Here is a 14,592-nt window from a genome sequence, read left to right on the forward strand (position 1 = left end):
CTACAAAAAAACTCCTGAAAGGCAAGATTTCAGGAGTTAGGAAGCTTTTGACCCAAAGGCCGGAAAGAAATTATCTAATAATTATACAAGACCTTGGGCAATCATCGCATCTGCGACATTTTCAAAGGCAGCGATATTGGCACCGGCCAAGTAATCTTTGCCAAGTCCGTATGCTTCTGCAGTTGTTTTTGCTGTGTTGAAGATGTTGGTCATGATGTCTTTCAAACGGCCGTCCACTTCTTCACGTGTCCATGAAAGGCGTTGGCTATTTTGGCTCATTTCAAGAGCAGATACAGCAACACCACCGGCATTAGCAGCTTTGGCAGGTCCGTAAAGGACACCATTTTCTTTGTAAACATGGATAGCTTCCAAGTTACTTGGCATGTTTGCTCCTTCAGAAACAACTTTCACACCTTGGGCTACCAAACGTTTTGCAGCATCGCCATCAATTTCGTTTTGAGTCGCACATGGAAGGGCGATGTCGTAGTTACCAGCGTAAGTCCATACAGAACCTTCATGGTAAGTAGCTGTTGCTTTTTCAGCTGCGTACTCAGTCAAACGAGCACGACGGTTGTTCTTCACATCTGTCAAAAGATCGAAGTCGATTCCGTTTTCGTCAATCACATAACCGTTTGAGTCAGATACTGAGATAACAGTTGCACCAAGCTCAGTTGCTTTTTGAACTGCGTATTGAGCAACGTTACCAGAACCAGAGACAACGACTTTCTTACCAGCAAAGCTGTCGCCATTTGCTTTTAGCATTTCTTCTGTATAGTAGACCAAACCATAACCAGTTGCTTCTGGACGGATCAAGCTACCACCGAAACCAAGAGGTTTACCAGTCAAGACACCAGCGTCGAATTGGCGAAGGCGTTTGTATTGACCATAGAGGTAACCAATTTCACGCCCACCCACACCGATATCACCAGCTGGGACATCAAGAGAAGGTCCGATGTGTTTTTGCAATTCAGTCATGAAGCTTTGGCAGAAACGCATCACTTCAGCGTCTGTTTTTCCTTTAGGATCGAAGTCAGATCCACCTTTACCACCACCGATAGGAAGGCCAGTCAAGACGTTTTTGAAGATTTGTTCGAAACCGAGGAATTTCAAGATCCCTTGGTTAACAGTTGGGTGGAAACGAAGACCACCTTTATATGGACCTACAGCAGAGTTGAATTGAACACGGTATCCACGGTTAACTTGGATCTTTCCTTCACGGTCTACCCAAGGAACACGGAAAGAAATCACGCGTTCGGGCTCAGTGATACGAGCCAAGATATTTTCTTCGATGTATTCAGGATGTTTTTCAAATACAGGTTCCAAGGTACCAAGAAATTCTTCAACAGCTTGAAGGAATTCAGCTTCATGGCCGTTACGAGCTTTTACAGTTTCAAAAGTGCTTTGGATATATTCTTTAGCAGTTGTCATGTTAATTCTCCTTTGTGAATGAAACGAAAACCAGCAACCCCTTGAAGGGAGTGGTTTTGAGACAATTGACAAACAATGTCATGTTTTATTACGTGGATCATTATAACAGACTTTTTTCGGCTTGTAAAGAAAAAAGTTGAATTTTCTGAAAATTTTGTTAGTTTCTTTAGAAGTGCTGGAAAGTCCGAATGTTTAACAGAAATGTTGGCTTTGATTTTCCAGAGTTTCCCAAGGAATGGTATAATGAAAGAAAGAAAATTGATCCTCCCAAACGTCTCTGTTTGGGTCTGGCGTAAAGGAGTACAAGATGGTATCAACAAAGACACAAATTGCTGGTTTTGAATTTGGCAACTGCCTGATGAATGCGGCAGGAGTGGCCTGTATGACAAAGGAAGAGTTGGAGGAAGTGAAGAATTCGGCTGCTGGGACCTTTGTGACCAAGACTGCGACCTTGAAATTCCGTGCTGGAAATCCCGAACCACGCTATCATGATGTACCACTTGGCTCGATCAATTCCATGGGCTTACCCAACCAAGGGTTGGACTATTATTTGGATTACCTATTAGAGTTGCAAGAAACCGATCCGGATCGGACTTTCTTCCTATCTCTTGTCGGCATGTCTCCAGAAGAGACCCATACTATCTTGAAAAAGGTGCAAGACAGCGACTTTAAAGGCTTGACAGAACTGAACCTTTCTTGCCCTAATGTTCCTGGAAAACCTCAGATTGCTTATGACTTTGATACGACCGATCGCATCTTGTCAGAAGTCTTTGACTATTTCACCAAACCGCTTGGTATCAAATTACCCCCTTATTTTGATATCGTTCATTTCGATCAAGCTGCAGCGATTTTTAACAAATACCCGCTCAAGTTTGTCAACTGTGTCAATTCCGTAGGGAATGGTCTCTACATTGAGGATGAAACCGTTGTGATTCGACCAAAAAATGGTTTTGGAGGAATTGGTGGTGAGTATGTCAAACCAACTGCCCTTGCTAACGTCCATGCCTTCTACCAACGCTTAAAACCAGAAATTCAAATTATAGGGACTGGTGGTGTCTTGACCGGTCGTGATGCCTTTGAACATATTCTATGTGGGGCTAGTATGGTGCAAATCGGAACCACGCTTCATAAAGAAGGAGTGGGAGCTTTTGAACGCATCACTGCTGAGCTCAAAGCTATCATGGAAGAAAAAGGCTACCAAAGCTTGGAAGACTTCCGTGGGAAATTGCACTACATTGACTAAATCTTAGCTGTTTTCATGGAGGGGGCAGGCAGAATCCTTGAAAATCTGAGGCTCTTGGATTATGATGGAGCTAATAAATGTCAAGCGTTCCTTGTAGGGAATGCAGGAAGCGAGGAAAAAAGATGGCAGAAATTTATCTAGCAGGCGGCTGTTTTTGGGGCTTGGAGGAGTATTTTTCACGGATCCCTGGTGTAGAACTGACGACAGTGGGCTATGCCAATGGACAAGTAGAAACGACCAATTACCAACTGATCAAGGAAACGGATCATGCAGAGACCGTTCAGGTCGTCTACGATCCAGAGAAGATCACCTTACGAGCTATTCTGCTTTACTATTTCCGTGTGATCGATCCCTTGTCCGTTAACAAACAGGGAAATGATCGAGGTCGCCAATATCGAACCGGTGTCTATTATACAGACGAGGCAGATCGTGAAGAAATCGCCCACCTGTTTGCGGAAGAAGAGAAGCAACTGGGCCGCAAAATCGCGGTTGAGTTGGAACCCTTGCGCCACTATATCTTGGCGGAGGACTACCACCAAGACTACCTCAAGAAGAATCCAGGGGGCTATTGCCATATCGATGTGACAGATGCAGACCAACCTTTGATTGATCCGGCGGCTTATCAGAAACCAGATCAAAAAACCTTAAAGGCGAAACTAACACCTGAGCAGTACCAAGTTACCCAAGAAAGTGCGACAGAGCGTCCTTTCCACAATGCCTATGATCAGACCTTTGAAGAGGGGATCTATGTGGATATTACGACGGGGGAGCCTCTCTTTTTTGCCAAGGATAAGTTTGCGTCTGGCTGTGGCTGGCCAAGTTTTTCCCGTCCCATTGCCAAAGACGTTGTCCACTATTACCAGGATCATAGCCACGGAATGGAGCGGATCGAAGTTCGTTCCCGCTCCGGCAATGCCCATCTCGGCCATGTCTTCACCGATGGTCCAAAAGACCAGGGTGGTCTTCGCTATTGTATCAATTCAGCCTCTCTGCGCTTTATTCCAAAAGAAGAGATGGAACAAGAAGGTTATGGTTATTTGTTAAAGGCTTTGAAATAATAGAAAAAGCATCTTAGAAACTTTCCTTAGGTGAGTATGGACGTCAGCGAACTTCTACGAAGTTCCATGACTAATTATTGAGCCTAAGGTCTCAATAATTCCGAGTGCCTAAAACATCACTGTTTCAGGCACTTTTCTCACAGCGGAAAGTTTCAGTAGATGCTTGCATTAGTATAGAGAATTATGATGTTTTTTGGTGTGACGAAGCTATTGTTTTACCATCCAATGATTTAAGAGGCTGGGACAAAAGTCCTAGCCTCTCAATTGTCTTTGGATTGTCGAGCAAGACGCAGTGGTTGAGTGGGCTCTACTACGCTGATTTCATCAGCTTTTATAGCCCTACTCAACTGTGCGGAGGTGGGACGACGAAATCGAATTCTAACGAATGACCGATTTCTGTCCCACTCTCTTTTTTCTCTTCATAAAAATTGTGATACAATGAAGAGAAAGTAGTTCAATGACAGCTTAATCTGTTAGCGGATCATTGGAAAAACCAAATGCGAAGAAGAGGTAGGAATGTTAGAGAAGTGGGAGAAAGCGAAGCAAACCATCAAAAGAATAGGGAAAGAGCTATCGGCTGCCTTTGATTGGGTTTTTGATCGTCTCTTTTCAAGGATCCAGCTGACCAATGAACAGTTTGTCTATGTACTCTTGACCGTCGTTTTTATGGCTGCAAACGCCGTCCTTTGGGTACAAAAGTTCCAAGGCTTTCCGATCACTGCGACGAAACGACCGGAAGTTGTGTACAAGGCAACAACACCGGCTGATCAGATTCCTCATACAGCTCGGATCATGGCGAATGGAGACCAACTCTACCATGATCTGGTCTATATGAGTGCACAAAAAGAAGATGGAAGCTATGATTTTCATGAAAATTATGAGTATGTTAAACCTTGGCTACAAAAGGCGGATCTGGCCTTGGGCGATTTTGAAGGAACAATCGATCCCAACTATTATTTAGCAGGTTATCCCCTTTTTAATGCACCAAGCGAAGTCGTACAAGCTATCAAGGATGCGGGCTATGATGTCATGGATTTGGGGCACAATCATATCTTGGATTCAGGCCTAGATGGGGTCTATTCGACAGCCAAGGCCTTTGAAGATGCAGGCATCACACCTGTCGGTGTCTACACGCATGAAAAGAGAGGGCAAGCCCCCTTGGTGATCAAGGAAGTGAATGGCATCAAGATTGCTATTCTAGCCTATTCTTACGGCTTTAATGGGATGGAAACGACCCTCACTCCAGAGGAGCAAGCAAATGTCTTGTCTGACCTGGATGAAGAACGGATGAAGGCGGAGATCCAAAAGGCGGAGCAAGAGGCTGATATCACCATTGTCATGCCCCAGATGGGAGTTGAGTACCAGTTGGAGCCGACAGAAGAGCAAAAAGAGCTCTACCATAAGATGATTTCTTGGGGCGCTGATATCGTCTTTGGCGGACATCCCCATGTTGTAGAGCCTGCTGAAGTGGTCAATAAAGATGGCCAAAACAAGCTGATCATTTACTCGATGGGGAATTTCCTCTCCAATCAGCGTCTGGAAACCATGGAGGACGTGGAGACTGCCCAATGGACAGAGCGAGGGGTCTTGATGGATGTGACCATCGAAAAGGTTGGACGCAAGACACGAATTAAGACGGCTACTGCTCATCCAACTTGGGTTAGTCGAACTCCGAAGGGGACCTATTCTCCTGAAGGCTATGACTTGTACAAGTACCAGACCTATATTTTGGAAGATTTTATCAAAGGTGGCAAATACCGCGATAAGCTAGATGAAGAGACCAAGGAGAGAGTGGACACGGCATACCGAGAAATGAAGGAACATGTTCACTTGGACTGGCCTCAGAGTGGAAAGGAATAGAGTATGGAAGGAAATGTGAACTGGATCCCACTTGGGATTCTAGGCATGATCGTGGTGATTTGGGTAACCAACTTTCTGACGACTATCCGCCTCAGGCAAAAGCTGAAAAAAGCTTGGGACGGTGCGACTTTCTTTCGTAAGAAAGACACGGAAGAAAGTTTGATAGACAGTCTGGCTTATCCAGCTAAGGGAAGGACGATCGATAGCCAAGTGGATGATCAGACTTGGCATGATTTGGCTTTGGACGCTGTCTTTGATCAGCTCAATTACACCCAATCGAGCCTTGGGGCAGAAGCTCTCTATCAAAAAATGCGCCTGCTGGAATTCCACCCCCAGGATCAGCTTCATGACTTAGAAGACTTCTTTGAAGAGCATCCCGATTTGCGGCTCAAGGTCCAGGTTATTTTTAACCAACTGGGCAAGAAGAACCACAACATGGCGCGAAGCATTGTCGCAAATCCCGGCAAGCATTATGCAGGTTTGCCCCTCTACATAGCCTTGGCCTGTCTTCCAATCCTCTGTCTCTTTGTCATCCCCTTTGAGCCAGTTGGGGCGATTACCCTCTTGGTGATCAGTGTGGTCTTTAATATCGTCTTTTCAAGTTTGCGCAATTGGTCTAATAAAATCCGTCTGGACAATGTTAGCTACCTGGTCCGCATCTTTGCTTCGGCAGAACGCTTGAGTCACCTAGCCTTGCCACAACAAGAAGAAGTCAAGCAGGCAGTTAAACCCTTTAAGAAAGCACGGAGCCTCGCCAGCATCTTGCAGAGTCCAACGGGGACTTCGGAGATGGAAATTATTCTCCTCTACCTCAACGTCCTCTTTTTGCTTCCACAGATTGCTCAGGTCTACATTTACAATCAGGTGAAAGCCCATCAAAAAGAGGCCCAGGAGCTTTTGGATCTCCTAGGAGAGATGGAGGTAGCGATTAGTCTCCTGCGCCACAAACGGGATCTGGAAGTAGTCTGCCAACCCGTCTTTACGGAAACAGGTGGAATTGAGGGCGAGACGCTCTACCACCCCTTGCTGTCTAATCCGATTGCCAATGATGTGCATTTTCAAAAAAATATGGTCATCAGTGGGGACAATGCGTCTGGGAAATCTACCTATCTGAAAACGGTTGCCATTAATGCTATTCTGGCTCAAGGGCTGGGCTTTGCTTATGGAGAAAGATTGGCCCTCCCTTATGGTCATGTTCTAACGGCTATGGATGTGAGCGACGATATTGAAGTTGGAGATAGCTACTTCATCACCGAAAGTAAAGCTATTTTGCGTATGATTCAGCATTTAAACGAGCCTGGTTTTCACTATTTCTTTATTGACGAGCTCTTTAAGGGGACCAATACCATCGAGCGGATCGGATCAGGCCTTGGAATTGTCCGCTGGTTGGCTGCCCAAAACTGCCTCTACATGATTTCCAGCCATGATATTGAGCTGGTCGCGGCATCTGGTGAGGTCAATGATAATTACCATTTTGACAGTCGCTATGTGGATGGCAAGATCGTCTTTGACTACCAGATCAAGCCAGGATCAGCCGTAACCAAGAATGCGGTCAATACTCTAGAAAGCTTGCATTATCCAGAGGAGATCACGCAAACAGCCAAGGACTTGATTGACCAGTATGAAGAGACGGGGCGCTGGTCTTTGAAAGAAATTGAAAAAGAATGAAAATGTATGAAGGAGTTTGTAAATGGTCGGTTTAGGGACCTTCTATAATGCCCTAGGGGTCTTATTTGGTGGGCTTTTAGGACTGCTCATCGGTCAACGTTTATCAGAAGATTTTCATGAGACCCTTCTGAAAGTGACAGGAGTTGCTGTTTTTGTCTTGGGTATTGCAGGGACCTTGGAAAAGATGCTGGTGGTGCATGGAAGTCATGTGGAAAGTCACGGCAGTATGATGTTGATTCTGAGTCTAGTGCTCGGGACCGTTATCGGGGAGCTCTTGAAGATTGAGGAGGGCTTGGAGCACCTCGGGACCTGGCTGAAGGAAAAGACGGGCAACCAAGGGGATACCAGTTTTGTCGATGCATTTATGACCACGGCCCTGACCATCTGTATCGGGGCTATGGCGGTGGTCGGAGCTGTCCAGGATGGCTTGACAGGCGACACTTCGACCTTGTTGGCCAAGGCGATTCTGGATATGGTTATCGTTCTAGTCTTGACCGTTTCAAAAGGAAAGGGTGCGATCTTTGCGGTGGTCCCACTCGTGATCCTTCAGGGCTTGATCACGCTTTTGGCCCATTTGATCACACCGATCATGACACCACAAGCCCTTTCGAATCTGTCACTGGTCGGCTCCAGCCTCATTCTCTGTGTCGGGATCAACCTCATCTGGGGCAAACGAATCAAGGTTGCCAATCTCCTTCCAGCAGTACTGATTGCCATGATTTGGGCCTTTGTTGGTTAAAAAAATAGCAGCTAACCGGTAAGGGTCGGTTAGCTTTTTTAATTGTCCTCGTAGCCTTATGAGAAAAATGGAAGAACTCGAAAAAGGAGAGGATTGACTTTAAATGTGATAAAATTAAAGAAAGGATTGAAATTTGACGTTTATCTAAGATAAAGGGGAAATGGGATATGATCAAGCTAATTGCAATAGCTATCTGAAGTGCAACAAACATTGGATTTTGAAAGAAGAATAATGACGATAAAAATGATGAGTTAAGAAGAATTTTAGATTTAATCTGGAATTCTTTTTTTGTTAACATACGTTGCATTAAAAAAATAGTTTTCGATGTGATGATTTGTTAACATTAATTCAAATGCTTTTTGGTAAAATTGTAACAGAAATTTAATAAGTAAGTTGAAAAGAGAGTAACAAATGTGAACCTGTTAGAAGAAATACGAAACTATTGGAATCATCGCTACACAGGATATTCTAAAGTGAATAGAAAAGAATTAGAGGGAACTCAAAGAGAAAAATGGAAAGAACAATTGAAACGATTGTTACCAGCTAATCGAAATCTAAAAGCGTTAGATATAGGAACAGGGCCTGGTTTTTTTACAATTATTTTAGAAGAATTAGGTTATACAACTATAACTGGTATTGATGTTTCCAATAAAATGCTAGAAATTGCCAAAGAGAATATTCAAACATACGGCAAAGACAATTCAAGTATCCAACTCATGAAAATGGATGCCCAAAATTTAGATTTTAAACCAGAAAGTTTTGATATCATTGTGAGTCGAAATTTAACTTGGAATTTAGAAAATCCACAACAAGCTTATTCGGAATGGTTAAAAGTCTTGAAACCCAATGGAACGTTATTAGTTTTTGATGCAAATTGGTATGCGTTTCTTCAAAATGAAGCATTAGAAAAAGAATTTGAAAAAAAACGCAAAAAAGCTATTGAAGAGAAGTTAGAAGATTATTGGCAAGGCGAAGATATTGATGAGGAAAAAATGGATTGGATTGTTCAGCAATTACCTTTGACGTATCAACAAAGACCGCAATGGGATATAGAATATTTTTCTTCACTGGAAGGGATCTTCGTAGAGACGGAAGAAAATTTTGGCGATTTAGTGTGGGATTATGAAGAACAATTAAATTATGGAGCAACACCAATGTTTTGTATCAAAATCGTAAAGGGGGACGCGTGATGACAAATCATCAGAATATACAGGAACGGGTAGAAAATTATTGGACAAAGCGAAGCTCCACTTTCCTTGAACAACGAACAAGAGAATTTCATAGTCCATTAAAAGATAGATGGATTACAGAATTTGAAAACTATTTACCACAAAAGAAACGGTTAAAAATTTTAGATATTGGTTGTGGAACAGGATTCTTTACAGGAATTTTCAGTCAAATGGGACATGAAGTAATAGGAATCGATTTAACAAAGGAAATGATTCATTTAGCTACTGTTTTTGCTGAACAAGAAAAGTTTGATGCGCAATTCTTCGTCATGGATGCTCAAAATCTAGCATTTGCTGATGCAAGCTTTGATATCGTGATTGCAAGAAATGTCACTTGGACATTGCCGGATGTTCCGAGAGCTTATCGTGAATGGCTTCGAGTTTTAAAAAAGGGTGGAAACCTCATTAATATTGATGGAAATTACGGTGCTTCGAGTATGACGGATACGAGTCATTTACCGCAGCATCATGCTCATTACCAATTAAGTCAAGAAACTTTAACAGAATGCGAAATGATTCAAAGAAGTTTAGTGATTTCAAGTGAAGTACGGCCTCAATGGGATGTACAATATTTATTAAGTCAAGAAGTTGACTTTCTGCAAATTGATCGATCTATTAGCCAAAGGATTTATCTTGAAAAAGATGAATTTTATAATCCAACACCTTTATTCTTGCTTTGTGCTAAAAAGTAAGGAGTTGCAGTGGATGTTTAATGTATTGAAAAAAATTTTAACGATATTTGTATTATTTATCGGCATATCATTTGTTGTGTTTTTACTGATTCATATGGCACCTAGTGATCCTGCTTCTGTCAAAATGTCTGTTGGAACAGGTCGTGTCTCTACAGATGCTCTTGCACGGATGCGTGAGGAAATGGGGCTGAATCAACCTTTACTTGTACAATATGGAAATTGGCTCCTTAAATTTCTTCAAGGTGATTTTGGAAAGAGTTTAATATCAGATATTCCAACTAAGAATTTAATGATTCCAGCAGTTATGAATACGGTTCAATTGGCAGTGATAACATTAATGGTTTCACTAGGAATTTCCATCCCCTTGTCTATATTTTTTGTACGATGCCAAAATCGGATTGTAAAGGTACTCTTTCAATTGATTCTATTTTTCAACATGTCATTACCGTCTTTCGTGATTGGTTATTTCTTAATGTATGTATTTAGCGTTCAATTAAGATGGGTTCCTTTACTAGCTAAACAAGGGGGGAGTGGTTTAATATTACCGGTTATAACGCTTGTTATTCCAATGAGTGCAAAATTTATTCAACAATTTTCAGCCTTATTAGAACAAGAATTACAACAGGAATATGTCAAAGTGCTTTATTACCGTGGAATAGATGAGTCAAAAATATTTCGACGACATTTATTGAAAAATATCTTTCCTACGATGGTAACCATTATCTTATTATCGTTTGCTTCTTTAATGGCGGGTGTCGTTGTAGTAGAAACCATTTTTTATTGGCCAGGAATTGGGAAGTTATTAATGGATAGTATTAGTTCAAGAGACTATCCACTCGTACAAATGATTGTAGTTTCGATTAGCTTTTTATACTTAGTGCTTACTCAAATTTCTGATGGAATACAAAATAGGACAGATACCCGTATTAAAGGCGGTGAGTTGTCATGACAAATAAGAGAAAATGGCAAATTGCAATTATTGTTTTAGTATTTGCATTACTACTTTGGAGCACATTGTTTTTAAACTACGAAACGATGAATGCCAAAGATGTGTTAAGTCCACCAAGTTCTAGTCATTGGTTTGGTACGGATGATTTTGGTCGAGATATTTTTATTCGAGTGATTGTAGGAGCTAGATATTCGATTGGAGCTTCTCTCTTCATTGTTGGTTTATCTTATTTAGGAGGCATTCTTTTAGGGGGACTAGCAGGGATATTTGGTGGGAGGATTGATACAATCGTAACGAGTATTATTGATATTTTGTTGGCCATTCCTAGTTTACTCGTAGCTATTACGGTAGCTGGAGTATTAGGTGGAGGGTTAAGAAATGGGATCATTGCTCTTGTCATCAGTTATTTACCTTATTATGCCAAATTAACAAGAGGAGAAATTCGTAAAATTAAAGTTCGAGAATATGTCACAGTGATGTATATGCAAGGAGCTCCATTATGGTATCGGATGATGACGATTGTAAAAAATATTCAACGACCATTAGTGACCTATATGATCGTCAATATTTCAAGTACGATCTTAAGTTTAGCAACACTATCTTTTTTAGGAATAGGAGTGAAAGTTCCTCAACCAGAATGGGGAGCGATGTTAAATGAGGGAAGATTATCATTTGAACAAGCGCCATGGTTAATGATTGCTCCAGGACTTGCGATTACGATAACGATTATTATGTTTAACGGGATTCATAATTGGATTCAACAGACGAAGGAGTGAAATTTATGAAATTAAAAAATTTGTTATGCATCATTGCAGCAGCAGTATTAGTTGGATGCGCACCTGTACATCCAACATCTCAACAACAAAAAGGTAGCCAAAATTCAATTTTGAAAATTGGGGATCCTCAATTTACAGCAGGGATTGATCCAGCAAAAGATTGGGAAGGCTGGTTTACTATTCGTTTTGGGATTGGCGAAACCTTATTTCGTTTAACAAATGACTTTCATGTAGAACCTTGGTTAGCATCCTCTTATAAGAAGATTGATGATCAAACATGGGAAATTCATTTAAAAGAAAATGTAAAATTTTCAAATGGAAATCCTGTTAATAGTGATGCAGTCATTGCTAGCCTGAAAAGAGTAGGAGAAAATCATAAGGAAGGTGAAATTTTTAAAACAGCTACTTATACAGCGAATAATTCAAAAACTTTTACAGTTCATACTGAAAAACCAAGTCCTCAATTTATTCATGAATTAGTGGATTCAAAAACGGCGATTGTAGATGCAACAAGTAAGGATAAAATTGTAGGAACAGGCCCTTATGAGGTGAAAGAATTTAAACCAAATGATTCCATTTCATTAACGGCTTCGACTCATTATTGGGGTGGCAATGCTTCCATTAAGGAAGTTCATTATCAATTAATTCCGGATCAAAAAACATTGGAATTAGCGATTAAATCAAAAGAAGTAGATGGTGGAGTCGATTTAAGTGATGATGTAGCAGATTCATTAAAGAAAGATTCTTCCGTTCAAGTGTATAATCAACCAAGTACAAGAACCTATCATTTAGAGTTGAATAAAGCAAAATTACAAGATAAAAAAGTTCGTCAAGCTATTTTATATGCGATTAATAAAAAAGAATTGACACAAGATTACTTAAAAGGTCATGTAACTCCTGCAGATGGTGCCTTTTTAGATTCAAGTATATATTCAAGTGGTAAATTTACTAATAAACAATACCAACCAGAAATGGCGAAAAAATTGTTAGAAGAAGCCGGCTATAAAACAAAAAATGCAGATGGTATTTTAGTGAATGCACAAAATAAACCATTACAAATTGTTCTAAAAACCTATAAGAGATTAGCCAATGAAAAAATTGCTACAGCTTTGCAACAACAATTGAAAAAAGTAGGGATTGATTTGAAAATTGATATTCAAGAAACTGTTGATGGATTTAATCAAATGGATTATGACATTGCATTAGCTTCTTCATTAACATTGGCAACGGGAGATCCGTATTACTTCCTAAATGCAGCTTTATCTAGTGATGGGGCATTGAATTATGTGAAAAATTCAGACCAATGGTTAGATGAAAAAATTTCTGCCTTAGCTCATGAAGAAGATGCGGATAAAGTACGTAGTGAAGTAGCAGAAATCCAAGACTATGCGAAAGACGAAGCAGTTGTTTATTACATTGGATTTGTCAACTTACATGCAGCAATGAACAATTCTATTCATCATTTTGAACTATCTCCGTCTGATATCCATCAAGTTACGAATAAATTGGTAAAAGACTAATGGGAAAGACAATTTTTGAAGTCAAACAATTAAATGCCTCATACGGACAGGAAATAATCCTCAAAAATTTAGACTTTTCAATTAAAGAAGGAGAAGTCATCGGGATTATTGGCGAGTCTGGTATTGGGAAATCGACTTTTTTAGAATGTTTACTCGGTAATATTCATCAAAAGGTCATGATGAATGCGAGTGAAATGAAGTTTTTAGAAGAAAACTGGTTGACCTTATCTAGTAAAAAGAGAAGAGACTATTTACGACAAGATATTGGCATTATTTTTCAAAATGGACAACATAGCTTAGATCCCGTATTTACAATTGGACAACAGTTGGAAGAATTAATGGTACAACCAAATCATCAAACAATGATAGAAGCTCTAAAACTGGTTCAATTAGAAGAAAAAGTATTGCAATTATATCCTCATGAATTATCTGGAGGAATGTTGCAAAGAGTGATGATTGTGATGGCTTTTATTAATCGGCCTAAATTAATCATTGCGGATGAGCCCTTTAGTGCTTTAGATTCTCAATTGCAAATAGAGATGATACAATTAATGGTTCATTTTACCGAGCAATATCATACCGCAACCATTATGGTGACACATCAACGAGACTTAGCGTATAAATTTTGTGCGAAAGTATTGACTTTAGAAGAGGGTCATTTTGTGGAAAAAAAGGAAGTACCACAAGAAAAATTTTCCTTTGTAAGAGACCATAGTGAGCAAAAAGAAGTATTCTTTCAATTGAAAAACGTATCAAACCATTATCAAAGTGGAGATACGATTCTTCAAAATCTTACAGTTGAAATTCCAAAATCAAAAGTAACAGGAATTATGGGCCGTTCAGGAGTCGGGAAAACCACTCTTGCAAGAATTTTATCTGGCTTTCTTCCATATGAAGGCCATATTCTGATTGAAGGAAAAGAATTAAGAGAAGTATTGGCTCAAGAAAAACAAAGCTATTATCGAAGAGTTCAATATTTATTCCAAAATAGTTTATTATCTTTTAATCCGAATCAAACGATATTGAAAAGCTTAGAAGAACCATTAAGATTTATTCGAAAAATAAAAAATCGTTCAGAACGGATTCGAATGATACAGGAATTATTTACGAACCTAGAGTTAGAATTCGATTGGTTAGAAAAATATCCTCATCAATTATCCGGAGGGCAATGTCAACGGTGTGCCATTGCAAGGGCAATATTGGCAGAACCAGATTGTTTGATTTGTGATGAAATAACGAGTTCGCTAGATGATGCGAATCAGGAAAAAGTGATACAAGTTTTGCAAAAGGTTCAAGAAAAAACCAATATGACGATAGTATTTATTAGTCACAATCAGTCGTTAATTGAGGCGATTTGTTCAACTGTCATTGTTTTAAAAGAAGGTCAATTGATGGAGACCTTCATTTGAAGAATTAGCAGTGAATAATCC

General features: G+C 40.2%; 12 protein-coding genes. 11 read left to right on the plus strand and 1 reads right to left on the minus strand.

Annotation, left to right across the window (positions count from 1 at the left end; all coding sequences use genetic code 11):
• Nucleotides 1-81: 81 nt before the first annotated feature.
• A complete protein-coding gene (gene gdhA / locus HA044_RS01925; RefSeq protein ID WP_187538757.1) occupies nucleotides 82-1,428 on the minus strand; it encodes an NADP-specific glutamate dehydrogenase in 1,347 nt (448 codons plus the stop codon).
• Nucleotides 1,429-1,735: 307 nt separating this feature from the next.
• Between gdhA and HA044_RS01930 the strand changes: the two genes are divergently transcribed.
• The 11 genes from HA044_RS01930 to HA044_RS01980 all read left to right on the plus strand — a co-directional run bounded on the left by HA044_RS01930 (nucleotide 1,736) and on the right by HA044_RS01980 (nucleotide 14,571).
• Nucleotides 1,736-2,671: a dihydroorotate oxidase gene (locus HA044_RS01930; protein ID WP_187538760.1), complete on the plus strand. Its 936-nt coding sequence runs from the start codon at nucleotides 1,736-1,738 to the stop codon at nucleotides 2,669-2,671.
• Between the two features lie 122 nt (nucleotides 2,672-2,793).
• Complete coding sequence (gene msrB, locus HA044_RS01935; RefSeq protein WP_187538762.1) at nucleotides 2,794-3,729, plus strand: peptide-methionine (R)-S-oxide reductase MsrB; 936 nt, start codon at nucleotides 2,794-2,796, stop codon at nucleotides 3,727-3,729.
• Between the two features lie 516 nt (nucleotides 3,730-4,245).
• Nucleotides 4,246-5,589, plus strand: coding sequence for a CapA family protein (locus HA044_RS01940; RefSeq protein WP_187538764.1), 1,344 nt, complete (start codon nucleotides 4,246-4,248; stop codon nucleotides 5,587-5,589).
• A gap of 3 nt (nucleotides 5,590-5,592) precedes the next feature.
• Nucleotides 5,593-7,257: a MutS-related protein gene (locus tag HA044_RS01945; RefSeq protein WP_187538766.1), complete on the plus strand. Its 1,665-nt coding sequence runs from the start codon at nucleotides 5,593-5,595 to the stop codon at nucleotides 7,255-7,257.
• 22 nt (nucleotides 7,258-7,279) lie between these two features.
• Nucleotides 7,280-7,996, plus strand: coding sequence for a DUF554 domain-containing protein (locus tag HA044_RS01950; RefSeq protein WP_187538768.1), 717 nt, complete (start codon nucleotides 7,280-7,282; stop codon nucleotides 7,994-7,996).
• Between the two features lie 413 nt (nucleotides 7,997-8,409).
• A complete protein-coding gene (locus tag HA044_RS01955; RefSeq protein ID WP_187538770.1) occupies nucleotides 8,410-9,186 on the plus strand; it encodes a class I SAM-dependent methyltransferase in 777 nt (258 codons plus the stop codon).
• The gene (locus HA044_RS01960; protein ID WP_187538772.1) at nucleotides 9,186-9,917 is read left to right on the plus strand and encodes a class I SAM-dependent methyltransferase; all 732 of its coding nucleotides are present in this window, start codon (nucleotides 9,186-9,188) and stop codon (nucleotides 9,915-9,917) included. Before HA044_RS01955 ends, HA044_RS01960 begins: the two co-directional genes overlap by 1 nt.
• Nucleotides 9,918-9,930: 13 nt before the next feature.
• A complete protein-coding gene (locus HA044_RS01965; protein ID WP_187538774.1) occupies nucleotides 9,931-10,866 on the plus strand; it encodes an ABC transporter permease in 936 nt (311 codons plus the stop codon).
• Nucleotides 10,863-11,642 (plus strand): ABC transporter permease, encoded by a 780-nt coding sequence (locus tag HA044_RS01970; protein WP_187538775.1) that lies wholly within the window; start codon nucleotides 10,863-10,865, stop codon nucleotides 11,640-11,642. Before HA044_RS01965 ends, HA044_RS01970 begins: the two co-directional genes overlap by 4 nt.
• 5 nt (nucleotides 11,643-11,647) lie before the next feature.
• Nucleotides 11,648-13,162, plus strand: a complete 1,515-nt coding sequence (locus HA044_RS01975) for an ABC transporter substrate-binding protein (protein WP_187538777.1) — start codon at nucleotides 11,648-11,650, stop codon at nucleotides 13,160-13,162.
• A complete protein-coding gene (locus tag HA044_RS01980; RefSeq protein WP_187538779.1) occupies nucleotides 13,162-14,571 on the plus strand; it encodes an ABC transporter ATP-binding protein in 1,410 nt (469 codons plus the stop codon). Before HA044_RS01975 ends, HA044_RS01980 begins: the two co-directional genes overlap by 1 nt.
• Nucleotides 14,572-14,592 lie beyond the last annotated feature (21 nt).

The organism is Streptococcus sp. IMAU 99161, assembly GCF_014435245.1.
Taxonomy (GTDB): Bacteria; Bacillota; Bacilli; order Lactobacillales; family Streptococcaceae; genus Streptococcus; species Streptococcus lactarius.